General features: G+C 62.0%; 18 protein-coding genes and 1 tRNA gene. 8 read left to right on the top strand and 11 right to left on the bottom strand.

All coding sequences use genetic code 11. The features are described 5' to 3' along the window. The first annotated feature begins 4 nt into the window (after positions 1 to 4). The 4 genes from BLS13_RS08365 (at position 5) to BLS13_RS08345 (ending at position 10,760) form a co-directional block, all read left to right on the top strand. Positions 5 to 3,061 carry an efflux RND transporter permease subunit gene (locus tag BLS13_RS08365; protein WP_093451378.1) on the top strand — a complete coding sequence of 1,019 codons (3,057 nt, stop codon included), beginning with the start codon at positions 5 to 7 and terminating at the stop codon, positions 3,059 to 3,061. Beyond that, positions 3,058 to 6,255: an efflux RND transporter permease subunit gene (locus tag BLS13_RS08360; protein ID WP_093451292.1), complete on the top strand. Its 3,198-nt coding sequence runs from the start codon at positions 3,058 to 3,060 to the stop codon at positions 6,253 to 6,255. The genes BLS13_RS08365 and BLS13_RS08360 overlap by 4 nt, the downstream gene beginning before the upstream one ends. Positions 6,256 to 6,263: 8 nt before the next feature. Then, positions 6,264 to 7,715, top strand: a complete 1,452-nt coding sequence (locus tag BLS13_RS08355; protein WP_256325764.1) for an efflux transporter outer membrane subunit — start codon at positions 6,264 to 6,266, stop codon at positions 7,713 to 7,715. 480 nt (positions 7,716 to 8,195) lie between these two features. Next, a complete protein-coding gene (locus tag BLS13_RS08345; RefSeq protein ID WP_093451288.1) occupies positions 8,196 to 10,760 on the top strand; it encodes a TonB-dependent receptor in 2,565 nt (854 codons plus the stop codon). Positions 10,761 to 10,813: 53 nt separating this feature from the next. Here BLS13_RS08345 and BLS13_RS08340 read toward each other — a convergent pair whose 3' ends face one another. After that, a complete protein-coding gene (locus tag BLS13_RS08340; protein WP_093451286.1) occupies positions 10,814 to 12,022 on the bottom strand; it encodes an acetyl-CoA acetyltransferase in 1,209 nt (402 codons plus the stop codon). Between the two features lie 111 nt (positions 12,023 to 12,133). On the opposite strand from BLS13_RS08340, the gene BLS13_RS08335 reads away from it, so the two are divergent. Further along, the gene (locus BLS13_RS08335) at positions 12,134 to 12,718 is read left to right on the top strand and encodes a TetR/AcrR family transcriptional regulator (protein WP_093451285.1); all 585 of its coding nucleotides are present in this window, start codon (positions 12,134 to 12,136) and stop codon (positions 12,716 to 12,718) included. Positions 12,719 to 12,748: 30 nt separating this feature from the next. Here the strand turns inward: BLS13_RS08335 and BLS13_RS08330 are convergent, their stop codons facing one another. Both BLS13_RS08330 and BLS13_RS08325 read right to left on the bottom strand, forming a co-directional pair. After that, positions 12,749 to 13,705, bottom strand: coding sequence for an SDR family NAD(P)-dependent oxidoreductase (locus tag BLS13_RS08330; RefSeq protein ID WP_093451283.1), 957 nt, complete (start codon positions 13,703 to 13,705; stop codon positions 12,749 to 12,751). A gap of 77 nt (positions 13,706 to 13,782) precedes the next feature. Beyond that, on the bottom strand, positions 13,783 to 16,296 hold the full coding sequence (locus BLS13_RS08325; protein ID WP_093451281.1) for a CaiB/BaiF CoA transferase family protein: 2,514 nt from the start codon (positions 16,294 to 16,296) through the stop codon (positions 13,783 to 13,785). A gap of 579 nt (positions 16,297 to 16,875) precedes the next feature. On the opposite strand from BLS13_RS08325, the gene BLS13_RS08320 reads away from it, so the two are divergent. Together BLS13_RS08320 and BLS13_RS08315 are read left to right on the top strand one after the other, a co-directional pair. Further along, positions 16,876 to 18,393 carry an acyl-CoA reductase gene (locus tag BLS13_RS08320; RefSeq protein ID WP_093451279.1) on the top strand — a complete coding sequence of 506 codons (1,518 nt, stop codon included), beginning with the start codon at positions 16,876 to 16,878 and terminating at the stop codon, positions 18,391 to 18,393. A 48-nt stretch (positions 18,394 to 18,441) separates the two neighbouring features. Next, on the top strand, positions 18,442 to 19,338 hold the full coding sequence (locus BLS13_RS08315) for an amidohydrolase family protein (RefSeq protein ID WP_093451277.1): 897 nt from the start codon (positions 18,442 to 18,444) through the stop codon (positions 19,336 to 19,338). Here BLS13_RS08315 and BLS13_RS08310 read toward each other — a convergent pair. Together BLS13_RS08310 and BLS13_RS08305 are read right to left on the bottom strand one after the other, a co-directional pair. Beyond that, positions 19,310 to 20,698, bottom strand: coding sequence for a phenylacetate--CoA ligase family protein (locus BLS13_RS08310; protein ID WP_093451276.1), 1,389 nt, complete (start codon positions 20,696 to 20,698; stop codon positions 19,310 to 19,312). The two genes, BLS13_RS08315 and BLS13_RS08310, sit on opposite strands and share 29 nt — an antisense overlap. A gap of 189 nt (positions 20,699 to 20,887) precedes the next feature. Continuing rightward, a complete protein-coding gene (locus BLS13_RS08305) occupies positions 20,888 to 21,727 on the bottom strand; it encodes a TauD/TfdA dioxygenase family protein (protein ID WP_176943489.1) in 840 nt (279 codons plus the stop codon). Between the two features lie 387 nt (positions 21,728 to 22,114). Between BLS13_RS08305 and BLS13_RS08300 the strand changes: the two genes are divergently transcribed. After that, positions 22,115 to 22,927, top strand: coding sequence for a TetR/AcrR family transcriptional regulator (locus tag BLS13_RS08300; protein ID WP_143011905.1), 813 nt, complete (start codon positions 22,115 to 22,117; stop codon positions 22,925 to 22,927). A 195-nt stretch (positions 22,928 to 23,122) separates the two neighbouring features. Here BLS13_RS08300 and BLS13_RS08295 read toward each other — a convergent pair. The 6 genes from BLS13_RS08295 to BLS13_RS08270 form a co-directional block, all read right to left on the bottom strand. Beyond that, positions 23,123 to 23,198: transfer RNA gene (locus BLS13_RS08295), tRNA-Phe, on the bottom strand. A gap of 55 nt (positions 23,199 to 23,253) precedes the next feature. Continuing rightward, positions 23,254 to 23,433, bottom strand: coding sequence for a DNA gyrase inhibitor YacG (locus BLS13_RS08290; RefSeq protein WP_093451271.1), 180 nt, complete (start codon positions 23,431 to 23,433; stop codon positions 23,254 to 23,256). After that, positions 23,411 to 24,412, bottom strand: a complete 1,002-nt coding sequence (locus tag BLS13_RS08285; RefSeq protein ID WP_093451269.1) for a ribonuclease — start codon at positions 24,410 to 24,412, stop codon at positions 23,411 to 23,413. Before BLS13_RS08285 ends, BLS13_RS08290 begins: the two co-directional genes overlap by 23 nt. Continuing rightward, the gene (locus tag BLS13_RS08280) at positions 24,405 to 25,001 is read right to left on the bottom strand and encodes a Maf family protein (protein WP_093451267.1); all 597 of its coding nucleotides are present in this window, start codon (positions 24,999 to 25,001) and stop codon (positions 24,405 to 24,407) included. The genes BLS13_RS08285 and BLS13_RS08280 overlap by 8 nt, the downstream gene beginning before the upstream one ends. Positions 25,002 to 25,014: 13 nt before the next feature. Continuing rightward, on the bottom strand, positions 25,015 to 25,233 hold the full coding sequence (infA, locus tag BLS13_RS08275) for a translation initiation factor IF-1 (RefSeq protein WP_037524582.1): 219 nt from the start codon (positions 25,231 to 25,233) through the stop codon (positions 25,015 to 25,017). Between the two features lie 112 nt (positions 25,234 to 25,345). Next, positions 25,346 to 25,816 carry a nuclear transport factor 2 family protein gene (locus tag BLS13_RS08270; RefSeq protein ID WP_093451265.1) on the bottom strand — a complete coding sequence of 157 codons (471 nt, stop codon included), beginning with the start codon at positions 25,814 to 25,816 and terminating at the stop codon, positions 25,346 to 25,348. Position 25,817 lies beyond the last annotated feature (1 nt).

Below are 25,817 nucleotides of genomic sequence, written 5' to 3'. Positions count from 1 at the left end.
GTTCATGATCGCGATCTTCCTGACTGGGTTGATCGCCTACCGCTTCCTGCCGGTCTCAGCACTGCCCGAAGTCGATTATCCGACGATCCAGGTCCGTACACTCTACCCCGGCGCGAGCCCGGACGTGATGGCAGTGACGGTCACCGGCCCGCTCGAACGCCAGTTCGGACAGATGGCCGGGCTCAACCGCATGTCCTCCACCTCGTCGGCGGGCGCCTCGGTGATCACCCTCCAGTTCAAGCTCAATCTGACGCTCGATGTGGCCGAACAGGAGGTCCAGGCAGCGATCAATGCGGCGGGCACCTTGCTGCCGTCCGACCTGCCCGCGCCGCCGGTCTATGCGAAGGTCAATCCCGCCGACGCGCCGATCATCAGCCTGGGGATTACATCGAAGACACGCCCGCTCGCCGAGGTGCAAAATCTCGTCGACCAGAGGCTCGCCAGCAAGATCTCGCAGATATCGGGTGTCGGCCTCGTCAGCCTGTCCGGCGGCCAGCGGCCAGCGGTCCGCATTCAGGCCAATGTCCAGGCGCTGGCGACGCGCGGCCTGTCGATGGACACGTTAAGGACGGTGATCTCCTCGGCCAACGTCAATGGCGCCAAGGGTAGTTTCGACGGTCCGACCCGGTCTTGGACGATCGATGCCAATGACCAGCTCGCCACCGCCGCCGAATATCGCGATCTGATCATCGCGTACAAGAATGATGCCCCAGTGCGACTGTCCGATGTCGCGCAGATCGTCGATTCGTCGGAAAATATGCGGCTCGGCGCGTGGATGAACCGCACGCCGGCAATCATCGTCGACGTTCAGCGGCAGCCGGGCGCGAATGTGATCGGCACGGTCGATACGATCAAGGCGACATTGCCCGATCTCGAACGGCAATTGCCGGCCGACGTCCATGTCACCCTGCTCACCGACCGGACCGCCGGCATCCGCTCATCGGTCGCGGACGTCGAATTCGAACTGGTGCTCGCGGTGCTGCTGGTGACGCTCGCGATCTTCCTGTTCCTCGGCAGCCCGCGCGCGACCATCGTCGCCAGCGTCGCGGTGCCGCTGTCGCTGGTCGGCAGCTTCGGCGCGATGTACCTGCTCGGTTTCAGCCTCAACAATTTGACGTTGATGGCACTGACCATCGCCTCGGGCTTCGTCGTCGACGATGCGATCGTGGTGATCGAGAATATCGCCCGCCATATCGAGGAGGGTAAAACTCCGTTGCAGGCGGCGCTGAAGGGATCGAGCGAGATCGGTTTCACGATCATCTCGCTGACGATCAGCCTGATCGCGGTTTTGATCCCGTTGCTGTTCATGGGCGATATCGTCGGCCGGCTGTTTCGCGAGTTCGCGGTCACGCTTGCGGTGACGATCCTGATATCGGCCGTGGTGGCGTTGACGCTGGTGCCGATGCTGTCGGCGCGCTGGCTGAAGGCGGAAGCCGCGACGAACAAGCCGAAGCTCGCCCGGAAGAGTCTCGCATGGTTCGACAAACTCGCCGACAAATATGCTATGTGGCTCGACTGGGTGCTCGCCCGCCAGCGCGCGACGATGATCGCCTTTTTCGGCACGCTGGCATTAACCGCCCTGCTGTTCGTACTGATCCCGAAAGGCCTGTTTCCCGAACAGGATACCGGCCAGTTGCAGGCCGTGGTGGTCGGTGGCCAGGGCGTATCGTTCCAGCGGATGAGCGCACTGCAGGCCAATCTCGCCGACGCGATCCTCAACGATCCCGATGTCGAGAGCCTGAGTTCGAATATCGGCGTCGATGGCCAGAATCCGTCGCTCAATCAGGGGCGGATGCTGATCAACCTCAAGGCATCGGGCGATCGCGGCAGCCAGTCCGACCTGATCACCCGCCTGCGCGATCTTGCGCGCCAGACAGCCGGCGTCACCCTCTATGTCCGTCCGGTGCAGGATCTGACGATCGATGCCGAAGGCGGGCCGACCCAATATCGCTTCTCGCTGCAGGGCTCCGATCAGGCCGAGACGTCGATGTGGGCGAACCGGTTGACCGCCGAGCTCCGGAATGAGCCCAAGGTCCGCCACGTCACGTCCGACGTGCTCGAACGTGGCGAGGCCGTCACCGTCTCGATCAATCGCGACACCGCGGCGCGGCTCGGCATCAGCACCGCGTCGATCGACAGCGCGCTGTACAACGCATTCGGCCAGCGGATCATCTCGACGATCTTCACGCAGTCGAGCCAGTACCGCGTGATTTTGGAGAGTCAGCCCGGTCTGGTGACGACCCCGGAAGCGCTCAATACGCTCTATGTCCCGACGAGCAACGGTACGGCAGTGCCGCTCGGTACGGTCGCGACGCTCAAAGTCGGCAATGCGCCCTTGCTCGTTTCGCGGGTGGCGCAATTCCCGTCGGCGACGATCGGCTTCGACCTCGCCCCCCGCGTGTCGCTTGGCAGCGCGGTCAACGCCATCACCGAGGCCGAGGCGCGGATCGGCGTGCCCGACAGTATTACCACCAAATTCCTCGGGGCGGCCGATGCGTTCCGCGCGTCGCTCGCCAACGAACTGTGGCTGATCCTCGCCGCGGTCGTCGTCGTTTATATCGTGCTCGGCGTGCTCTATGAGAGCTTCGTCCACCCGATCACGATCCTCTCGACCCTGCCATCGGCGGGCGTTGGTGCACTGCTGGCCCTGATGGTAACCGGCAACGATCTCGGCGTGATCGGGATCATTGGCATCGTGCTGCTGATCGGCATCGTCAAGAAGAACGCGATCATGATGATCGACTTCGCGATCGACGCGCAGCGGACCCAGGGCAAGGATGCCGACAGCGCGATCCGGCAGGCCGCCACGCTGCGGTTCCGGCCGATCATGATGACGACTTTCGCGGCGCTGTTCGCGGCGCTGCCGCTGATCTTCGGCAGCGGTATGGGATCCGAACTGCGCCGTCCGCTCGGCCTCGCCATCGCGGGCGGACTGATCCTCAGCCAGGCGCTCACCCTGTTCACGACTCCGGTGATCTTCCTCGCGTTCGAACGGCTCAACGAGCGTTGGCGGCACAGGAAGGCTGCAACCCGGCCCGAACTGCCGCTCGAACCGGCATGAACCTTTCAGCGCCCTTCATCCGCCGCCCGATCGGCACCTTGCTGCTGACGGTGGGCCTCGCGCTCGCGGGTATCGCCGCCTTTTTCGTGTTGCCGGTAGCGCCCTTGCCGCAGGTCGATTTCCCCACCGTCAACGTGCAGGCATCTTTGGCCGGCGCCAGCCCGGCCACGATGGCGTCCAGCGTCGCCTCGCCACTCGAAAAGCGGCTGGGGACGATCGCCGGCGTTACCGAGATGACCTCGCAATCGGGGGTGGGATCGACCCGCATCACGCTCCAGTTCGATTTGAGTCGCGATGTGGATGGCGCGGCCCGCGACGTTCAGGCCGCGATCAACGCGGCGCGCGCCGATCTGCCGGCCACCCTGCGCACCAACCCGACCTATCGCAAGGCCAACCCGGCCGACGCGCCGATCATGATCGTCGCGCTGACATCGAAAACGCGCAGCCCCGCCGAAATCTACGATGCGGTGTCGACCGTCGTGCAGCAAAGATTGCTGCAGGTGGAGGGAGTCGGCGACGTCGAGCTTGGCGGTGCGGCACTGCCTGCGGTGCGGATCGAGCTCCACCCGCTCGCGCTCGCCCGCTACGGCATCGCGCTCGAAGATGTTCGCAGCGCGCTGAGTTCGACCAGCGCCAACCGCCCGCGCGGTGTGATCGAGGGCAAGGATCTGGCGTGGCAGGTCTATGGCGATGCACCAGCCCAGCACGCCGACGATTATCGCAACATTCCGATTGCCTCGCGCGGCGGATCATTGGTGCGACTGTCCGATGTCGCTTCCGTCTATGACGGACCGGAAGATGTCCGCACGATGGGCCTGTTCAACGGCCAACGCGCGGTGACCGTCGTGCTCAGCCGCCAGCCCGGCGCCAATATCGTTGCGACCGTCGATGCCATCAAGGCGCAGCTGCCGGGACTGGAAGCCGCACTGCCGGCCGATATCAAGCTGACCGTGGCATCGGACCGGACGACCACCATCCGCGCCTCGCTGCACGAAGTCGAAATCACCCTGGTGATCGCGACCTTGCTGGTGGTGGCAGTGGTCAGCGTCTTCCTGCGCTCGCTGCGCGCGACGGTAGTGCCGGCGGTGGCGGTGGTCGTGTCGCTGCTCGGCACGCTGGGCGTGATGTATCTGGCGGGCTTCTCGCTCAACAATCTGTCGCTGATGGCACTGACCGTCGCCACCGGCTTCGTCGTCGACGATGCGATCGTCGTGCTCGAGAATATCTCGCGCCATGTCGAGGATGGTGTGCGCCCGATCGATGCAGCCCTGCGCGGCGCGCGGGAGGTGGGCTTCACCGTGTTGTCGATTTCGGTGAGCCTCGTCGCGGTGTTCATCCCCCTGCTGTTCATGGGCGGCATCATCGGCCGGCTGTTTCGCGAATTCGCGATCACCATGTCGGTGGCGGTGCTGATCAGCCTCGTCATCTCGCTGACCACTACGCCGATGCTGGCGGCGCTGCTGCTCAAGGGGGAGCCAAAGCCGAACCGGTTTACGCGCTTTTCCGAGCGCCAGTTCGATCGGCTGCATCGGCAATATGCGCGCAGCCTCGATTGGGCGCTCGCCAATCGCGGCGCGGTGCTGATCATCCTGGCGGGCACCGTGGCGCTCAACATCTTCCTGATCTCGGTAGCCAGCAAAGGCTTCTTCCCCGAACAGGATACCGGCGCGTTGCAGGGTGGCCTGCGCGCGGACCAGAGTATTTCGTTTCAGGATATGCAGCAGAAGCTAGGCCAGATCGTCCGCATAATCCGCCACGACAAGGATGTCGCAACCGTCGTCGCCTTCACCGGTGGCGCGCGCGCCGGCGGCGGCTTCATGTTCGTCAATCTGAAGCCCGAACGCCAGCGCGATGCAAGCCGGGCGATCATCGCCCGGCTGCGGCCCAAGCTCGCGCGGATCAGCGGCATCGGTGTCTTCCTGAACCCGGTGCAGGACATGCGCGTGGGCGGGCGCCAATCGAACAGCACCTATCAATATACGCTCAAGGCCGACGATATGGTTACGCTGAAGTCGGCGGGCGCCAAGCTGGTCGAACTGCTCAAGGCCGAATCGGCGCTGACAGACGTCGACATCGATCAGCAGGATGGCGGCGCCAATGTCTATGTCACCGTCGATCGCGACACGGCAAGCCGTCTGGGCATCAACAATCAGGCCGTCGATGCGGCGCTTTACGATGCCTTCGGCCAGCGTCAGGTGGCGACGATCTATTCCGGCCTCAACCAATATCATGTGGTGATGGGCGTCGCGCCGCAATTCAACGGATCGCCCGAAGCGCTGCAACAGGTCTATGTGCCGGGCGGGAATGCCGCGACGACGAGCACGACGACAGCCACCACCGGATCGACCCCAGTCTCCACCACCGGCTCCAGCCGCGACACGTCGACCGGCAGCGCGGTCAGTCTCACCCCAAAGACCGCCGTGCCGCTATCTGCGATCGCGCACTGGAAGACGGGATCGACCGCCGCCCAGGTTAACCATCAGGACGGACAACCATCCGCGACGATCTCGTTCAACACGGCCAACAACGTCTCGCTGGGTACGGCTGCGCAGCGGATCACCGCCGTTCAGCAATCGGCGGGCTTTCCCGCAAGCGTCCATGGCAACTTCGCGGGCACCGCCAAGGTGTTCGCACAATCGACGGCGACGATGCCGTTGCTGATCCTGGCCGCTTTGGTGGTGATCTATATCGTGCTCGGCATCCTTTATGAGAGCGCGATCCATCCGCTGACCGTCCTGTCGACCTTGCCCTCGGCCGGAATCGGTGCGGTGCTGGCGCTGATGCTCACCGGCTCGGATCTCGATATGATCGCCCTGATCGGCATCATCCTGCTGATCGGCATCGTGAAGAAGAATGCGATCATGATCATCGACTTCGCGCTCGATGCCGAACGCGCGCGCGGGCTCACCCCGTTCGCGGCGATCCGCGAGGCGTCCCTGCTCCGGTTCCGGCCGATCCTGATGACAACGGCCGCCGCCGCGCTCGGCGCGCTGCCGCTCGCGATCGGCTTCGGCGAGGGCGCCGAACTGCGGCGCCCGCTCGGCATCGCGATCGTCGGCGGGCTGATCGCCAGCCAGTTCATCACCCTGCTCACCACGCCTGTCGTCTATCTCGCGCTCGATCGCTTCCGCCGCCGCGGCATCCACGAACGCGAACTGGCGCGCCATGGTAAGCTGACCCCGAGACCCGCATGAGGAACCGCATGAGCCGCACGTCCATGAACGCGATCCTGCTGCCCGCGCTGTTACTCGCCGGCTGCAACCTCGCGCCGACCTATCGCCCGCCCGCGATTGCAACGATTCCGTCGAGCTTCAAGGAAGCACCCGGCTGGCGCGCGGCCGCACCATCCGATGCCATAAAGCGCGGCGAATGGTGGGCCTTGTTCAACGATCCGGCGCTCGATGCGCTCGAACGCAAAGTGATCGTATCGAACCAGAATCTTGCGGTAGCGAAGGCGGCCTATGATCAGGCGCGCGCGCTGGTGCGCGAGCAGCGTGCGGCCTTGTTCCCTACGGTCGATGCGTCCGCCGGCGCCACCAAGGCCGGATCGTTCGGTTCGGCGAGCCCCACCGTCGGCACCGGCACCAGCGCGAGCACTTCCGCATCAAGCCAGCGTTTCTCGCTGTCGGTCGGCGCGACGTGGGAGCCAGACCTGTGGGGCCAGATCGGCAATGCCGTGAAACAGGCCGGTGCGCTCGCGCAAGCGAGCCGGAGCGATCTGATCAACGCCACCCTGTCCGCGCAGGGCGAACTCGCGCTCGATTATGTGCAGTTGCGCGGACTGGACATGCAGAAGGACATATTGACCGCTACCGTCACGGCTTATGATCGCTCGCTGACGATCACCAACAATCGCTACAATGCCGGCGTCGTCGCGCGGGTGGATGTGCTGCAGGCGGAAACGGCACTCCGCAACGCCCGGGCCGACCTCGCCGATCTCGAGCGGCAGCGCGCGACGCTGGAACATGCGATTGCGGTTCTGATCGGCGAGAACCCGTCCGGCTTCACCCTGCCGGCGACGCCATGGCAGCGGACCGTGCCGGATGTGCCGGCGATCCTCCCTTCCGAACTGCTCGAGCGCCGCCCCGATGTCGCGGCGGCCGAACGACGGGTTGCCGCCGCCAACGCCGCGATCGGCATTCAGCGCGCCGCCTTCTTTCCGACGATCGGGCTCAGCGGGGACGTCGGATCGAGTTCGAGCTCGCTCGGCAAGCTGTTCAGCGTCGCCAGCAGTGTGTGGTCGCTCGGCCTCACCGGCGCGTTGACGCTGCTCGATTTCGGCGCGCGATCGGCGAAAGTTGCGGAAGCCCGCGCGGCCTATGAACAGACGGTCGCGGAATATCGCCAGACTGCACTGACCGCCTTCCAGCAGACCGAGGATCAGCTCGTTGCCGTGCGCGTCTATGGCACCGTCGCACAGGAACGCGCCGCCGCAGCCGTCGCAGCCAATCGCGCCGAGGCGATCGCCCGCAACCAATATGTCGCCGGCCAGATCGGCTATGCCGATGTAATCGTCGCCCAGACCACCGCGCTATCGGCGCGCACGGCCGACGTGCAGGCCGTCGTCAACCGCCAGAGCGCCGTAATTTCGTTGATTCAGGCGATCGGCGGGCGCTGGGGCGAAGCCGCAGGAGTCGCCCCGCCGCTGCACTGATCGGCCTGCAGCACAGCCTTTGTTGATGGGCGCGTTCGCTACCTTCTGACACGATTTATTTTATATTGAATAATTCATTGCTCTAAATCAAATTATGTCGCAAATTGCCCTCAGCTGATCGGTCTGTGTCGATTCCTTCCGGTGCGGACACGCTCAGATAAAAAGCGGGAGAGCGATCGAGATGCACCAAGCACGCAGGATCAACGCGGCCGTGTTTCCGAAATGCGAAGGAAAAATCTCCTTCGACCGCCTCTGGCCATAAGGACTTCAGCGATACCGACGCCGCCTCGAACAGCGGCGCCGGTGCCAAAGATATCGCAGCCCTGCGCATCACAAACTTCGGCATGCCGGGGGCTGCGTCGTGCCGCCTGTTGCCTTGCGTTCCGACATTCCGATTGGCCGGCGTGATCGCCCTGCCGCCGGCCCGTTTGCAATCTGGGCAATAAAGTCGGGGCAAGTCCCGACAGGGGAGAGAACACAATGAAGAACATATATTTGAGTGGCAGTGCGATCGCCCTGGCAAGCGCTGTGCTATTGGCAGGAGCGGCTCCGGCGCTCGCCCAGGACGCAGCTCAACATGCCGTCGAGGGCGGCATTGAGGAGATCGTTGTTACCGCGCAGAAGCGGTCCGAAAATGTGCAGAACGTGCCCATCGCGATTTCGGCCTTTGCCGGAAACGCGCTTGCCGAACGGTCAATCGGCAATGTCAGCCAGCTCGCTTCACTCGCACCCAACGTCAACCTCGACTCCGGTGTTTCCTTTACGGCATCCACCGCCGTTCTCGCGGCCTCGATCCGCGGCATCGGCGCGAGTGACTTCGCACTCAATATCGATCCGGCGGTCGGCGTTTACGTTGACGGTGTCTATCTCGCGCGCTCGGTCGGCGCGAACCAGGATCTGCTCGACGTTCAGCGGATCGAGATCCTCAAGGGTCCGCAGGGGACGCTGTTTGGACGCAACACGATCGGCGGCGCGGTTTCCGTCGTCACGCGCGATCCGGGCAAGGAGTTCGCGGTTAAAGGCGATCTGACGGTGGGCCGTTTCAACCTGTTCGAAGCGCGCGGATCGGTCGACGTTCCGCTCACCGACAATCTCTATTCGCTCGTTACGCTGGATGTAAAAACCCGCAACGGCTACGCGCATCGCATACCGTTCCCGGGCTCGCTGGCCGCGAATTCACGATCTTACACCGTCTATCCGGCCGCCGGATACGATTCACCCGGCCGCGAAGGCGATGAAGAGAGTCGGACCGTGCGGGGTAAGCTGAAATGGGACGGCGGATCGTTCCGCGCCACCTTTACCGGCGATTACGCCTATAATAGCGGCACTTCGCCGACAACGCTTCTGCAGACCACCGACGGCACAGCGGGAGGCCTGTTCGCCAATCTTTACAACACCTGCATTGGCACGCCCGTAGCAACGCTGCAGTCGATCGGCCTGCTGAACATGTGCAACTCGTCCGGCACACAATTTCCATCAGTCCACCGCAGCGAGACCTTTCCGGTGAACCGGCTCTACGGCCTGGCCGGCGTCAATGCGGACGGCAATCCGAACAACGACGTCCTCCCTTATGACAACCGTTTCATCACTAAGAACATCGATACAAGCTACGCCAACGGCGCGAACTTCTCGCACCTGAAGAACTGGGGGCTCACGGTCAACGCGGAAGCCGACATCACCAACGACATCCTGCTGAAGTCCATTACCGCCTATCGCCGGAGCCACTGGACGAGCGGCCTCGACGGCGACGGTTCGCCACTCAACATGTCGAACTACGGGTTCAACCAGAAGCAGAACCAATTCAGCGAAGAGCTCCAGCTTGTCGGAAAGGCGCTGGACGACCGGATCAAATATGTGCTCGGCGCTTATTATTTCCGCGAGACCGGATTCCTGGATGACTTTGTCAATTCCGGCGAGGGAATCTATGTGATCGACGGCCCCAACTGGTTGAAGACTAACGCCTACGCCACCTTTGGCCAGATGGACTTCCACGTCAGTGACCTGATCGGTGTCACATTGGGCGGACGATATACGCACGAAACCAAGAGCTTCGAGGGCGGGCAGCAGGAACTCAGCGGCCTGTTTTACAAGCTTGCCGGCGCGCCCTGTTCGGATCTTGCCGGCAACATCTTCCCCAATGCCGTCCTCCCCAACGGCCAGACCTGCCGCGTGGCGAACAACTATCCCGATCCGAACAATCCGCTGCGTATCTACCCTGGCGGTCTTAACCACCTGACCTTCAACAATTTCTCGCCCAAAGTCGGCGTGCAGCTGCACCCCGCCCGGGACATGATGCTCTACGCATCATGGTCGAAGGGGTATAAAACGGGTGGCTGGACCACCCGTTATTCGACGCCGCAGACCACGGTCAGCAGCTTCAACCCGGAAAAGGCCACTACCTATGAAGTCGGCCTCAAGTCGACATTCCTCGACCGCCGCCTGCAGGTGAACGGCGCGCTGTTTCTGACCGAATATCGCGGAATCCAGCTCAATTATCAGGTGGGCGGTTCACCGACGATCGCGAACGTCGGCAATGGGCGCATAAAAGGTGGCGAGCTTGAGATTGTCTTAGCTCCGGCCAGAGGGTTCACTGTGAATGCTGCAATCGGCTATACCGATGCATATTATACAAGCCTCGATCCCGCCGTCGCGGTGGTGAGCGGTCCGAGCGACTTGCAATATGGTGCCCTCGTCGGCAGCCCGCTGCCCAAAACACCCAAATGGAAGATAAACCTCAGCCCACGCTATGAATATGCGCTGCCGGGTGGCGGCAAGGTAGTTCTGATCGGCGATTATACGTACACGTCGAAGATGTACAACAATGTCGAGCGGACCAAGATTCTCACTCGAGATGCCGTGGCGAACCTGAATGCGAGCATCGCTTACACCGATTCATCGAACCGCTTCACCCTGACGGTGGGAGGCACCAACATCACCAACCGGCGCTATCTGACCTCGGGTACCGCCATACCGGCATTTGGCGCCATCGTGGGTACGTACAGCCGCCCCGCCGAATGGTTCACGCGCCTCGGCTTCAAGTTCTGACCACGCCATATCCTTACCGGGCCTCGCACTGGTGACGCGAGGCCCTTCTTTGCTCAGGCGCCCGCCAGTCCTACGATCGCAATGGAGCTCACATTCTGGCTCGGCATGCCCCCTAGATTGTGGCTGAGAGCAAGGCTGGGGGGCGTGCTGCGCTGGCGGTCACCAGCGCGACCCAGCAACTGCAGATAGTTTTCATAGACCATGCGCAGACCCGAAGCGCCGATAGGGTGCCCGAAGCACTTCAGGCCACCATCGATCTGGCACGGAATCCGTCCGTCGGAATCGAATTCGCCATTGAGCACATCTCTCCACGCCTGGCCATCGTCGGAGAGTGCAAGGTCTTCCATCGTCACGAGTTCGGTGATCGAAAAGCAGTCGTGGACTTCGGTAAGGCTGATTTGCTCGCGCGGCCGCGTTATCCCGGCTTCGGCATAAGCCCGTCTGGCGGCGATCCGCGTCGTATGGAAATAGGATCCATTCCAGCCGCCGCCGGCCTGGAGTTCCCAGCCGTTCGACGCAGCGATTTGGAGTGCCTTGACGGTGACCAGATCCTTCTTGCCCAGCGCGCGGGCAATTTCCGGCGTGGTGAGGATGGCGCACGCAGCGCCGTCCGACACGCCGCAGCAGTCATAGAGACCAAGCGGCGCGGCGATCATCGGCGCGTTCAGGACGGTGTCGATATCCACTATCTTGCGCAAATGCGCTTTCGGGTTCTTCGCGCCGTTCGCGTGGCTCTTGACCGAGACATGGCCGATCGCGCGCTTCAAGTCGGCCTTGCTGACGCCATGGACGGCGCCGTAGGCCGAAGCGATCTGCGCGAAGTTGCCGGGGCCCGAGCCCGTAACGCCCAGCATGTCGTCGGTGGTCCCCCGGCTTCGGACGGGAAGGCCGCCATACCCTGTATCCTTGAGCTTCTCGATCCCCATCGCCAATGCGATGTCCGCGGCACCACTGGCGACCGCATATACCGCGCCGCGCAGACTCTCGGTGCCGCTCGCGCAGTAATTCTCGACCTTCGTCACACCGATGTTCGGCAAGCGCAGCGCGATCGACAGCGGCAGGCCCGAGGGCCCGATATTCAACGCGTCGAAACCGACGCCGAGCCAGGCAGCATCGATCTGGCTTACTTCGATGCCCGCATCCGCCAGCGCCTCGTCAAATGCTTCGACCATGAGACTGTCGGCATCCATATCCCAGCGCTCGCCGAAGCGGGTGCACCCCATGCCGAGGATCGCGACCTTGTCCTTGATGCCTGTGACCATCCGGCTACTCCTTGTCCATGTTCCACCCACGTTCCGCAGGCATCCGCCCGACAACTATTGGACTTTAATAATGGCGATCGCTATTAAAAAATCAATGGCCGGGAGTGTGGTATGAAGGTAACCAAGGAAAAGGCGGGCCAGCACCGGGCCGCGTTGGTGAAGGCGGCTTCGAATCTCTTTCAGAAGCGGGGTATCGAAGGAACGGGCGTGGCGCAGATCAGCGCTGGCGCCGGGCTAACCCAAGGCGCATTCTATTCGCATTTCCGCTCGAAAGACCTGCTTGCCGCAGAGGCGTGCCGGCAGTCGTTCGACGGCACAATCGCGGCCTGGCGCTCGATTCGCGATGAGCAGGCGATCGATATCGGCACTTACATCGATCGTTATCTTTCCCAAGCACACCGCGACAATATCGAAACCGGCTGTCCGATGGTGGCATATGGCGGAGAGATCGAACGCCATTCGGGGAACCTCGGGCGTGAATTTGCCCGCGGATTCGAAGACATCGTCGGCCTGCTGGAGGAAGCCCTGAGCAAGGAGATCGAGCCCGTCGTCGCCCGTGAACGGGCGCTCGCTCTCATGCCGGCCATGATCGGGGTGATGATGATGGCGCGCGCGGTCAAGCAGAGCGACCGTCGCCTTTCCGACGAGATCCTCGCCAACGGCCGTCGACAGCTGCTCAAGATGGCGTTGGCATGACTCCAGCCGCCCGCGCAGGCCAGACCGTCATCACGAAAAGCGCTCGCCCACCATGTCTTCACTCTTCGCCCAAAGCGCCTTGGCATTGTCAGGATCGACAGCATAGCCGCGCACGCCGTACCGCTTCGAGCGATCGTCTTCTACCTCGGCAACGTGGCAATCTTCGCAATATCGTCCACCGACCTCTTCGGCGGCCCCAACGAAGCCCGCCCAGACCGTCGTCGCGGCTCCTTGCTGGACCGTCTTGCTGTTCATCATCTTCGATGCGTCCTGCCCAGATCGCACCGCAGCGGCCGAAATCTGTTCGATCAGTTCGGGCGTCATATGCCGGCCGAGTTCGGTCCGGATCCCGCCCGGATGCACCGCGACACCACGAACGCCCCGGGCCTGGTGGCGTCGGTCGAATTCGACGGCGAACAAGGCATTGGCGGTCTTGGAACGGGCATAAGCACCGAATTCCGTATAGGTCGTATGATCGAAATTGGGATCATCGAGATTGACGTCGCCGCCCCTATGGCCGGAGGACGACAGCATGACCAACCGATCCCTGATCAACGGTGCGATCCGGTTCATCAGCACGAAATGCCCCAGGTGGTTCGTACCGAACTGGGTTTCGAACCCGTCCTCGGTCTTGCCAAACGGACAGGCCATCACCCCGGCATTGCCGATCACGACGTCAAATGGCAGACCGATCGCGTTCAATGTGTCGGCGCAGGCTCGCACGCTCTTCAGCGAAGCGAGATCGCATTCGATCAGTTCGACACCACCCCCGTTCGCGGCCTGCGCGCGTATCTGCTCGGCAGCCTTTTCGGCTTTGGCGAGATCACGCGCCGTACCCACCACCCAGGCGCCACGCGCAGCCAGAACGCGCGCCGTTTCGACGCCCAGGCCCGCCGATACGCCCGTGATCAGGATACGCTTGCCCGAAAGATCGCAACCCTGCAGCACCTCATCCGTAGTGGATGTCGCACCGAATGCATTGGCCATCAGATCGTCCTCTCTATTGGGTAGCGGCCCCCGACGCGCAGCTTCTCTTATCGTTCATCACGTCGGGGATTTGGTTGTCAGCCCCAGACTTTTGCCGGCTGATTCTTCTCGACTTCCCAGGCAACGACCGCATCCTTGCCCAGTTCGGCCATGGCACCTTCATCGTAGCCCAGCTCGGTGAGGAGCGCGCGCGTGCATTCCCCGAATTCGGAATAAGGCGTCCCCCGTGCGGGCGTGGCGGTGAACTTCAGCATCGGCGAGTAGCGATAATATTTGCCGAAAGCCGAATGTTCGGTGGGGCTCATATAATTGAGCGCGAGCGCCTGGGGATCACGATAGATGAACGCGAAGTGTGACATTTCATCGGCAACGACGCAGCCGACGCCGGCCGCCACCATGCGTGTTTCCCAATCCTTGGCCGTGCGCTCGAGGAAGAGTGCCTCGAGCAGCCCCACCAGCGCCGCGTCATTCTGCTCGCGTGCCGCGCGTGTCGCGAAACGCGCATCGGCCAGCAGATCGCCACGGCCCGCCACGTCGCAGAAGCGGGCGAACTCCGCGTCGCGATCCACGGACAGAAACACCCAGCGGGGATTGGGATTGGCGTATGGCGCAATGGCCGAACGATCGGTGACGTCTGCGGTCTGGTAGAGCCTATAGGTCGCGCTCAGCCCGAGCTGGCGCTTGTCCGGCTGCCGGCGCGCAGGCTTGCCCGCATAAGCGAGCGCGTCCTCATAGTTGTGGAGCAGGTTGGAGATGATCATCGCCGATTCGACATATTGCCCCTGCCCGGTGCGATGCTGCGCGAAGATGCCCATCATCATGGCGGCAGCGCAACCGGCGGCGGCCACGGGATCGGCGCCGGTCTCGGTCAGCGGCTCGTTGCCGGCGCCCGCCTGATAGGCGGTGGTGCCCGTGAACGCCGTGATTACCGGATCGATGGCCGGCAACCGGTTCAGAGGGCCGTTGCTGCCATAAGATGCACCATATTGATAAACGAGCTTCGGGTTGACCGCCCGCAAGGTCGCTTCATCCATGCCGAGCGTTTCGGGGACGCCACGGCGGAAATTGTGAATGAAGACATCGGCCTTGGCCACCAGCTTGTGCAGGATCTCCCGGCCACGCGGATCCTTGAGGTTCAGAGCAATGCTCTCCTTGCCGGACATCGCGCGGACCATGTTGTTCTGCCCCAGATTGAGCACGGGATCGCCCGTGCCCGCACGGCCCAGCGCACGGTAGGGATCGGCGCGCAGGGGCTCGATCTTGATGATCCTGGCGCCAAGTTCGCCCAGCAATGCCGTGGCGAACGGGGTTGCATAATAATATGCTGCCTCGACGATGGTTATGCCCTTGAGCGGCTGGTCCAGCGTGACACCGGTCGGAACCGGCGCGGGGCGCGGCGTGAGCGCCGAACCCAGCACGGCGGCAGTATCCTGACCGGGACGAGGCGCCGATCCGCGCACATGGGCCGGCGCACCGGGAATGTTAGCGAGCGGACCGAACTCGACGATATGGCCGACCTTGGGATCTTCGACTTCGACGAGCAGTCCGGTCTCGACCACCTGCGGATGCTTCAAGGCTTCCTGGCTGGTCTGCACGATGTTGCCGCAGACATTGCCGTTGGCGACATAGGCCGCCATCCATTCGGCGGCGTCCTTCTGTTTGAAGTGCTCCTGAAGAAGCCGGATCAGCTCATCCTTGTCCTCGGGTGTGGGGAATTTATAGGGCGCATCCTTGAAGCGCGAATCTTCCCAGATCCACTTGAAGCCGATGGCGTCGATCCAGGCCGGGAAGAAATGCGGCTCGGTGTGCGAATGGACCACCCATTTGCCGTCCTTGCACTGCATCCGCGCACCGGTGAGCGTGATCTGCCGCGGATCCATGTGGTGCGGCAGGACGTGCTTCTCGCTCTGCACCTCCGCCCCGCCGGCGCCGCCGGCTTCCGACGGCAATTGCTCGCCCTCGCGCAGCAGCCAGCGCACCGTAGGATTCTGCCGGCAGGCAATGGCCTGGAGCATGTTGGTTTCGACGAGTTGACCCTGGCCTGTGATATCGCGTGCGCGCAGCGCCGCCAGCACGCCCTGAATCGCAAGCATTGCCGCGAAATAGCTCGCGTCCCTGCCCGCACGGAACGTCGGCCGTTCGCCGCCAGCCTCCCAGCCGCGCTGTGCGCGCAACTGCCCTGCCTTGGCCATGATCAGACCGTCATCGGCGCGCAGATGGGCAAGCGGGCCGGTGCGCCCAAAGCCGCTTATGCCGCAATAGACGACGCCCGGATTGACGGCGGAAACCGCTGCATAGCCGACGCCGACCGCCTCGGCCTGGCCGGGCGCCATCATCTCGATCACGACGTCAACCGACGACGCCAGGCGCAGTAGCTCGCGACGACCGGCCTCGCCGTCCAGATCCAGAGTGACGCTCTTCTTGCCGCGGTTGAGAAACAGATAGGTCGGCTCTTCCCAGTCCGGACCTTCAGGCGACGTTTCGACCCGGATAACCTCGGCACCAAAATCTGCCAGAACCATGCCCGCCAGGCCGCCGGCATGGCCCCCGCTCAATTCGAGGACGCGAATGCTGTCACAGGCACCAGGCATGGTATTCTTCCCTCAATCGCTAGACAATTAGCTGAAGTGGGGGGTCTCTCTCGAATACACGCCGGGGTCAATCTTTCCCATGAAACGGCCGTGCACATCCCCTCTTTCAAAGAATTTAATTCATCGGAATTATATATGTCAATACGCTTAAATTTTCGAGCCGCCATTTCTACGGTGCCACCTCAACATCTCCGCTGAACGGCAATCCTGAAAAATTACAAGCACCTGTTAATAATCAATTTTTTGAGCGACAGGTTTAGATATAGCCCCCTCTCGCAACTTTCGGATATCCATTTTACGCTCAAGAGAGAGCCGTTCAGAGCCCATACGTCAATGGAGGAACCCGCATGCGGGCACGCGGATTCGGCATCACGCTGATGCAATTGACAGAAATAATGCATCTGCATTAGACCGTCAATCCATGGTCTTCGGCCGAGCCGGACGCAACGCACAACGCCCTCCTCGCCAGCCCCTTCGCAAATTGCGCGAGTAATATCGGGGCAGGGCCTTGTTTGAAGTGAAGGTCGCGGCAGTGCTTATGCCGACTCGCGGCCTGCTCGGTGGTGGAGGAAACGGCCGATGACCCTGATGATTGACATACCGATCTTGTCTCGCGGAAGGGTGATCATGCCCGGAGATAACGATAACGTCGTGTTTGGCGGACGCGCCGGGGCAAGTTTTCGCGCGCCGGATCCGCACAAACATGTGCGGGAACTGACGCTCGGCTCGGCATACCGGCTGATGGACCTTCAGGAAACGCCGATCGACGAAGTCATCGAATTGCTGGCCAGCCTCGGTCCGCTGCTGACGATAGAAGCCAATCCTTATCTTCGGCAGGCCTTCGAACTCGGCCTCGAAGCCGGCGGGCTGACCGAACCCGTCTTGCGCGAAATATTCGATCAGGTGCCAGCGCTGTTCGATCGCCATAGGCTAGACGCGGAGATCGACAAGACGGTTGGCAAAGCATATCTCGACGGCTGGGTCGAACAGGGCCAGCCCGGAACGTCGCGGCGGCGCGTGCGCGCCTTCGGCACGCGGCAGCTGCATATTCCGGCCGGCAACGCTCCTATCGTTGCCGCTGTCACCGTGATCCGTGCAGCGCTCACCAAATCGGATTGTCTGATCAAGTCGCCGTCGAACGATCCGCTCACGGCCAACGCGATCGTGCGCACACTGATCGACCTTGCCCCCGATCATCCGGTTACGAAGCATCTGGCAGTCGCTTATTGGAAGGGCGGGGACGAAGTGATCGAACGCCAGATTATCCGCGTCTCGCGGATCGACAAGATTATGGCGTGGGGCGGGATGGCCTCGATGCAACATATCCAGAGGTATCTGGTGCCGGGTCTCGATCTGATCGCGCTCAATCCGAAACATTCGATCTCGATCCTCGGCAAGGAGGCGCTCGAAAGCGATAGGGCAATGCGTGAGGCCGCTGCCGGGCTGGCGCTGACGGTCGGCAATCTCAATCAAACGGCGTGTGCGTGCACCCGAGTAGCCTATGTCGAATGCGGTACCGACGAGGCTTCGCTCCAGCGCCTTATCTTATTCGGGGAAGTCGTGTTTGATGCGATCCAGGCCCTGCCAACGAGGCTGTCCACCCCCGCACCACGGCCAAACGCGCCCTTGCAGGCCGAGCTCGACGCCATCGAATCCGAGGACGAATATTATTGGATCAAGGGCGATACAGTTGCAGGCGGCGTCATCGTTTCCCGTTTGGAGCACAAGGTGGATTTCGCCGACGACCTCAACAACCGGATCGTCAATCTGGTGCCGGTAGCCGATCCGATCGCCGTCCTCGACCGCTGTGACCACATGACGCAAAGCGTCCCGGTCTATCCCGAAAGCCTGCGCGAACGGATGCGTGACATGCTGGCGGTGTGCGGCGTCCAGCGCATTTCCCCGATGGTCACCCGCCGCGAAGCGAATTGGTGGGGCGATGTCGAGGAAACCGCCGGCCTCCCGCACGATGGCCTCGAACTCGAGCGCCGGATGGTACGCTGGGTAGTCGATCAGAGCGGCGCACCGGTGGCATCTTCCCGGCCGGTGCCCGCCTCGGTCTCGCCGGACCGCAATGTTACGAATGTGGAACATTGAGGTCCCGAAGCGCCGCTAGATTGGAAGACCAGCACTCGGATTATTGTGATGGATATCGTTGACGCTCAACTCCACATGGGGCCAGGCCCGATCGAACGTACGCTGACGGCGATGGACGCAATCGGCGTCCAATCGGTGATGCTGGAAGAGTTCTGGTATTGGGTCAAATCGCCCAACCCGATCCACAACCATCCTGGTTTCGCGTTGCCGAACGGCGCCTGGCGCGCAATCTATCCGGGCGCCGAACTCGCTAGTTTTCAATACCCGGACCGCTTTGCTTTCTTCGTGCGGATCGACCGCCGGGACCCGCAAATCGACAGCGTGATGCATCTGATCGCCGGCTCGCCAAGTGCCCGCGCATTCCGGTTTCTCGCAACGCGCACACGCGACGAGGCGGAAACATTCGTGGCGGGCGGCTATGACACGCCGTTTGCGATCGCGCGCGATTGCGGCATGCCGGTATGTCTGGCGATTCCCGGCTATGTCGAACATTTGCCCCGCTACCTGAGGAAATTTCCAACCGTGCAGTTCGTAGTCGATCATTGGGGGCTTGCGACTCAATATAATACGACGGGCATGTCGGAAGCGGAAGCGCTTCGCGTGCTGCGTCCAGACTATCTCGATGAGGTACTGAAGCTCGGCCAATATCCCAACGTGTCGATCAAGATCAGCCATGCCCATATGTATTTCGGGACGACCGAGTTCCCTTACACGCCGATCCGGCCGCATCTGCGCGCCCTGATCGAGTCATTTGGCGCTGATCGCGTCCTGTGGTCGAGCGACCATACCGTATTGCGGCCTGCGATCGCCTGGGGGGAACTGGTCCACTATATCCGCGACGACCCGACGCTATCGCAGATCGAAAAACAGCAGATTCTTGGGGCCAATGCGCGGCGTATCTTCGGTTGGCCGGCCGTTACCCCTGCCCCATCACATATTCCATGAATTCGTCATAGGCCTTGGCCGAGCCCGAGCAGGTGATCTTGTCATCGCCGCCTTCCATTTCGGAGTAGCGGCGGATCTGGTTGGTAAGGCGCGGCCCGCGCCAGCCGCACGGGCAGTCGTCGTCGAAATGCACGGTGACCTCGTCGCCCGACACGAACGCCCCCCAATAGGTCTCCGCCAGCAGATCGAATACCGAAAGCCGTCCCGTCTGTACGCCTTCGCGCGGCAGGGCCTGACCCTCGGGGCCCATCAGCATTACGACCGCATAGGGGAAAAAATGATAATAGCCGTGCGTGCATTCGGGCGCGGCGCTCATGATCTCCGAAAATCCGTAGAGCGTGCAGAGGCGTTCGACGCCGAAGAAGTCGAGGATGATTTCGCGCCAGTCTTCCGGCGGATTCTTTAACGATTTCATACCGCCGCCGGTCGTGACAATCGAACCCGGCGCAAACTCGCACTTCAGGCCGCGTTCGCGACCCGCCATCGCGAGGCGCAGCAACTCTGGCAGGATGCCGCCGATCCTGACTTGTTGGCCCTTGAAGCGCTCGATCAGATTGTCGAACCAGGCTTCGACATCCTGTGGACGTCGCTTGCCTTGCTCGATCATTGCCCGCCGTTCCCCGATCAGCGCGGCATCAAGGCCTAGCCCTTCAAATTCGCCTTTGTCCTCCGCCGCCTGCAGCCGCCCCGATAGCGCCAGGAGGTCGGCCGACATATGGCCGCTGTAGAGCGTATGATGGTTGTGGCGACCGCCATGGATTTCTTGCGTGAAGAGACGGCTGACCTTGAGCGATTGCGTGTGGCCCGATCTGTAACCGGGTGAGAAGCTCGGCAATTTGGTCGTCCGCGGATCAACCCCCGACGCCGCATAATTCAGCTGCATCCACGCAAGACGCCATGCAACGATATCTTCGGGGCCGCGCATGTTGAAGCTGAGCTTGCCGGTAGTGCCGCTCGACGTGAATACGATCAGTCCATGTTCTTCGAGCCGATCGATCCAGCTGTCGATCGTGGTGAGGCCGGAGAGATCGACCCTGCTCAAATCGTGCATCGTCAATTTATCGAGCCAGCTCGTCAGCCGTGCGAAATCGCGCTTTTCGAGGATCGACAGCGGATAGTTTTTGAGGACGCGATGATCGAAGCAGACCGGAAGCACGTCCTCGATCGCCGAGATGCGGTCGACGCCCTGCTTCTCGATCAGCTTGCGCAATGCGGGAACGCTGTCGCGGGCGCGTTCGAACCGGTACTGAATTGCCCGAAGCTGAAGCGCTTCGCGCTCCAGCTTGCCGAGCGCGAACAGCTTTTCGTGGTGATATTCGGGCCAGGCAGAAGGGCATAGAGCAAGCAGATCCGGTTCCATCACATCATTCTCCCTGGGAATATGCTTCGGCGGCTCGTTTTTGGCCGATCAATCCACTCGTCGGCATGCAATCGGCCCGCCGATACCGCGCCCCGCCGACCACCCAGCCGGCAGGGTTCCGTCCCCCTTTGGACAAGATGATCCGATCGCCAGTTGCCCGGCGTCAACTGAACATCCTGCGTCCGGCTGTCAGGTTCGATCGAAAGTCGGGCGCTCGTATTTCTGCTTGGGAATCGGAGCGATCACCTTGCGGAGCGTCCGTGTCGGTCCGTCCAGAGCGACATAGCCACGCGAATGCTGCACCGCGAGATTGTCCAGCACTAGCAAATCGCCATCGCGCCATTGATGTTCATAGACGTGACGCGGCGCGTAAAGCTGATCGAACAGCGTCTGGAGCATTTTTTCGCCATCATCGCCCGGTATCTCAACGATCTCGCGCGTATTCTGCTGGCTCACATATAGGACGGGCTTGCCCGTACGCCTGTGGCGGTGAATGATCGGCGTTACGTGGGACCTTTCCTGTTCGCGCTTCGGGTTGATCAGGTCTTCTCCACCTCGATTATAGGCTTGGCCGCTCGCCTGCACCGCGTGCAGCGGCTCGATCTGCCTACGCAGATCGTCGGGCAGCTGCTCGCAAGCATAGACTCCGTTGGTCACCGAAGTGCTTGCGGAACCCGGTTCCACCTTCGTCGCATAGAGCGACAGCACCTCGAACGGCTCCTCCGCCCACATCATGTCGGCATGGAATAGCAGCCGGCCATACGGGGCGGCGCCGTTTTCTTCCTTGTTGGAAACGAAAAAATTGTCGCGCCTTTCGGCAGCGGACGGGCCATCGTCGCCGATGAGCATGCGGCAAAGCTTGTCCTGATAATCGTAATCGATATCGAGCCCGCGGAAGACGAGCGCGCCGCGCTCGAAAAACGCCTCTCTGAGCTGACGGCGGGTTTCGTCGTCAAATTCCTTGCTGGGATCGAGACCGATGACCTCAGATCCCACCCCATCGGTAACTTTTCGAATTTCGAGTGCCATTACTTCACCCTCCTCTCGATCATTGCCCCTGACGAATATCTCGAATTTTTGCAACGTTGGATCGATCACGCACGGCGCTAAGCAGCTTTGAGAAGGCGATTTTTTGTCCACCCAAGCGGATGAGGCCATTCCTGATGAACTCGTCCCTGAACAGATGTGGCGCCAATCACGACATTCGTCCTCCGATCATTCCTTCCCGCGGCGGTCGACCTTGTCCTACCGCCGCCTCAGGCCATCGAGGCTCTGCCTAACCGACTTTTAATGCCATTGACAGAAATAATTTTATACAATTAATACCTGGATATGGATTACGTCTGCCAAAAGGGTTTGCGTTTCACTACAGCTTGACACCTCTATCATGGTGCAAGCGAATGCGGAGCTCGATCAATGGTGAAGGATCGTCGAGTGAACCGAACGCGTTCAGCTCCCTTGGGCGGGATCCCGGACATCGTCTCGGACGGCGCGCGGATTGGTCAAACGGATAGCGACATTTCGGGAGATGCCGGGCGCAAACATCTGCGCGAGCACCGGCTGGGGGAGAGCGCCCTCTCGCTGGGGCTCAAGCCGTTGCCGGATCGCCCTTCCACCAAGGCGCTCCTGATGGACGTGGGCGAAATTCTCATGGGCCGCAACGGCATCGAAGGCGTGACCTTGCGAGAGATTGGCCTGCTCGCGGGCCAGGCCAATAGCAACGTCGTTCAATATCATTTCGAGAGCAAGGAAGGCCTGATTGCCGCGATTCTCGAAGATCGCGTTCGGCGATCGGAAAAAATACGATCTGAACGATTTCAGTCGCTGAAGCGTGAATGTTCGGAGATAAACCCGCGCAGGCTTCTTGAGATACTATGGCTACCTACGCTGACTTTTCAGGACGAAAATGGAACTCACGCGTTCTGCCGATTCATGCTGCAATGCCGACTTCACCTAAGATATTCGGCTCGTTACCCGCATAATGAACGTTATGATGGATCTGTTATTGTTGAAATAATGGACTTTCTCCGAAAATTTCATCAACATCTTCCGAAGGAAGTCTTCAATCTTCGGCTGTCGACGTTAACGTTGATGTTTGTTTCATGTGTCGTAGAGTTTGATAATGGACGACACATGAATGGTCATTTGGATGATTTTGAGCCGGGGCCTATTCTTGATATGGCTATTGCCGCCTTGGCAGCGCCCAATGGCGAACACACAAACGAGTGAACCTCGTCAACGGCGCGCGGTAATGCGAGATTTATCGATCGTCGCTGGAGCCCCCCCCCACGTTCGATGCCTCCCGTGGAACTGCCGCCAATGGCGATGAGCCCTTCGGCGACGATGGCGCAAGCGCATTGATTTTTGCAGAGAATTAGCGCGCCACGCCCACGCAATGCCGACAATCTACGCTTCAGGAAAAAATGGTGCCCGGGGGCGGTTTCGAACCACCGACACTGCGATTTTCAGTCGCATGCTCTACCAACTGAGCTACCCGGGCCCATGCGCGTCTCCGCGTTGGAGGCGTGCCTATAGAGGCGGGGGAAAGGCTTTGTCTAGCCTTCCCTGTCAATTTCCTGGCCGTCAGGGTCAACCGGCGGCCCGGGGATACGATAGCCGTCATCGAGCCAGCGGAGAAGATCGCGATCGCGGCATCCCTGGCTGCAGAAAGGCGCGTCAGCGGGCTTTTCGGGTTTCCCGCAGATCGGGCATTTAGGGGTTTTGAGCGTCGACATGTCCGGCCGATATGGCGAGCGCAGGGTCGGCACGCAAGACGATTGGTGCGCCCACGCGACGCGCCAGTTCCACTTGCCAGTCAACACGATGCTCGATTGCGGCAATCACGCGCGGCGCCGCGCTGATCGTACGCGGGCCTGCGCCCGGCGTGCGTTCCGCGCGGCGAAGCAGGGCGCGCGCCGCCGCAATGACGGGATCACCCTGCACCCGCTCGGGCAAGGAGGCCCGCATCCGGCGACGGATGATCTGGATGAAGCCAAAGCCATTGACCGCAGTGCGCTCAAACGGCTGGGGCAGGATCGAATCTATCGCTGCCGCCGCTGCCAGACGGGCGGCTTTACTTTCGACGGTCGGCAGATCGATACCGATCGAGCCGCCAACATCGTGCCGCATGATCATCTGCGCAGCAGCAGCAGCCCCCGCCGCCGCCAGATCGGCAAGCGGCAGCCAGCCGTCGACATCGATCAGGGTCATCGCCGGGGTCAGCGACAGGCGCAGCGATCCGCCCTCGAAATCGCATGCGCCGGTCGCGGCCTCTTCGATCAGTTCGGACCAGCCCGCGGCTTCCAGCTGGTCGGGACCGTGCATCGACACCAGGCGGACCGGATCCACGGTCGCTGCGATGCGAGCGGCCAGATCGGGTCCGGTCGCGGGCTCCGATCCCGGCGGGGCAACCCGCGCGATAGCCAGCTTCGCGCGGCCGGGCTCCGGCAGCCCCGCGCGGCCAATCTCGATCATCAGGCGCGCGCCCTGAGTGACCCCCGCCGGCACCGGTTCGATCAGCGCCTCATGCCCGCTGTCCAACGTGACGATCGCACGGCGACCGGGAATGACGATGCGGGTGAGCCGGGCGGCCGCGACGGTGCCGGCGCGCGGCCCGTCATCATCGGCCTCGATCGCGGCGGTTATGATTCGTCCGTCCTCGATCAGCGCAGCGCGCGCTTCGCCGATGCCGGCCTCATACAGCCATTCACGCATCGTCGTCAGCGACGGAGGCGATTATCCCGGCCGCCTGCAGCAACGCCCGCGTTTCGAACAAGGGCAGCCCCATGACGCCCGAATGGCTGCCGGAGAGCATGCGTACCCAGCTTTCGGCAAAACCCTGGATCGCATAGCCGCCGGCCTTGCCGTGCCATTCGCCGCCCGCGAGATAGGCGTCGATCTCCTGGCGCGTCAGCCGTTTGAACGCGACGATGCTGGTGGAGATGCGGTGGCGTGCCGTGCCGCCGGCATCGATCAGGGTGATCGCCGAATGGACGCGGTGGCGGCGGCCTGACAGCAATTCAAGACAGACCCGCGCCTCGGCCGGCTCCTCGGCCTTGGGCAGGATGCGCCGCCCGGCCGCGACTACAGTATCGGCGCCGAGCACCGCCGCACCCGGATGGCGCGCGGCGACGTGCGCGGCCTTGGCGGCCGCTATGCGCTTCGCGTAGACTTGCGGCGGCTCATCCCTGCGGGGACTTTCGTCGATGTCCGCCGGATCGATCGCAGCCGGTGTCACGCCGAGGCGCGCAATCAGCTCCGCCCGGCGCGGGCTGGCGGAGGCAAGGATCAGCGGCGGGGACATGCTGCCCCGATTATTATTTGAAGCGATAGGTAATGCGGCCCTTGGTCAGGTCGTAGGGCGTCAGCTCTACCAGGACTTCGTCGCCCACCAGCACGCGGATGCGATTCTTGCGCATCTTGCCGGCGGTATGGCCGAGAATCTCATGGTCATTTTCGAGCTTCACGCGGAACATGGCGTTGGGGAGGAGTTCCACCACCGAACCACGCATTTCCAGCAATTCTTCCTTCGCCAAACAAAGCCTCTTTGCATTTTGGGGATCAAAAAACTGCGCCGCCATACGCGCAACGCCGCCAAAAGGAAAGCTGTGCGCGCAAGGGCTGGAAAGGGCCCATCGACGACAGCTTTCAGAAGCCGAGTTCGCTCAGCTCCGCATGGTCATCCGGCCGGCGCCCAAGCGGCCAGTGATAGGCGCGATCGGCTTCGGCGATCGGCGCGTCGTTGATGCTGGCGACCCGCCGGCGCATCAGGCCGTTTTCGTCGAACTCCCACAACTCATTGCCATAAGAGCGGAACCACTGCCCGCCATCGTCATGCCATTCATAAGCGAAGCGCACGGCCATACGGTTCTCGCGAAATCCCCAGAGTTCCTTGATCAGCCGATACTCCTGTTCGCGTGCCCATTTGCGCGTCAGGAACGCCACAATCGCCTCGCGGCCCTGGAGGAATTCGGTGCGGTTCCGCCAATGGCTATCCGGGGTGTAGGCGAGCGAGACGCGCGCGGGATCGCGGCTGTTCCAGCCATCCTCCGCCAGCCGCACCTTTTCGATCGCGGTCTCCATCGTGAAGGGCGGCAGCGGTGGGCGTTCGATGTCCATG

Origin of the sequence: Sphingomonas sp. YR710, assembly GCF_900101455.1 — a bacterium.
In the GTDB taxonomy this organism is placed as follows: Bacteria; Pseudomonadota; Alphaproteobacteria; order Sphingomonadales; family Sphingomonadaceae; genus Rhizorhabdus.
Note: the sequence above shows the minus strand (reverse complement) of the source record. Positions and strands in the feature narration are given on the sequence as shown.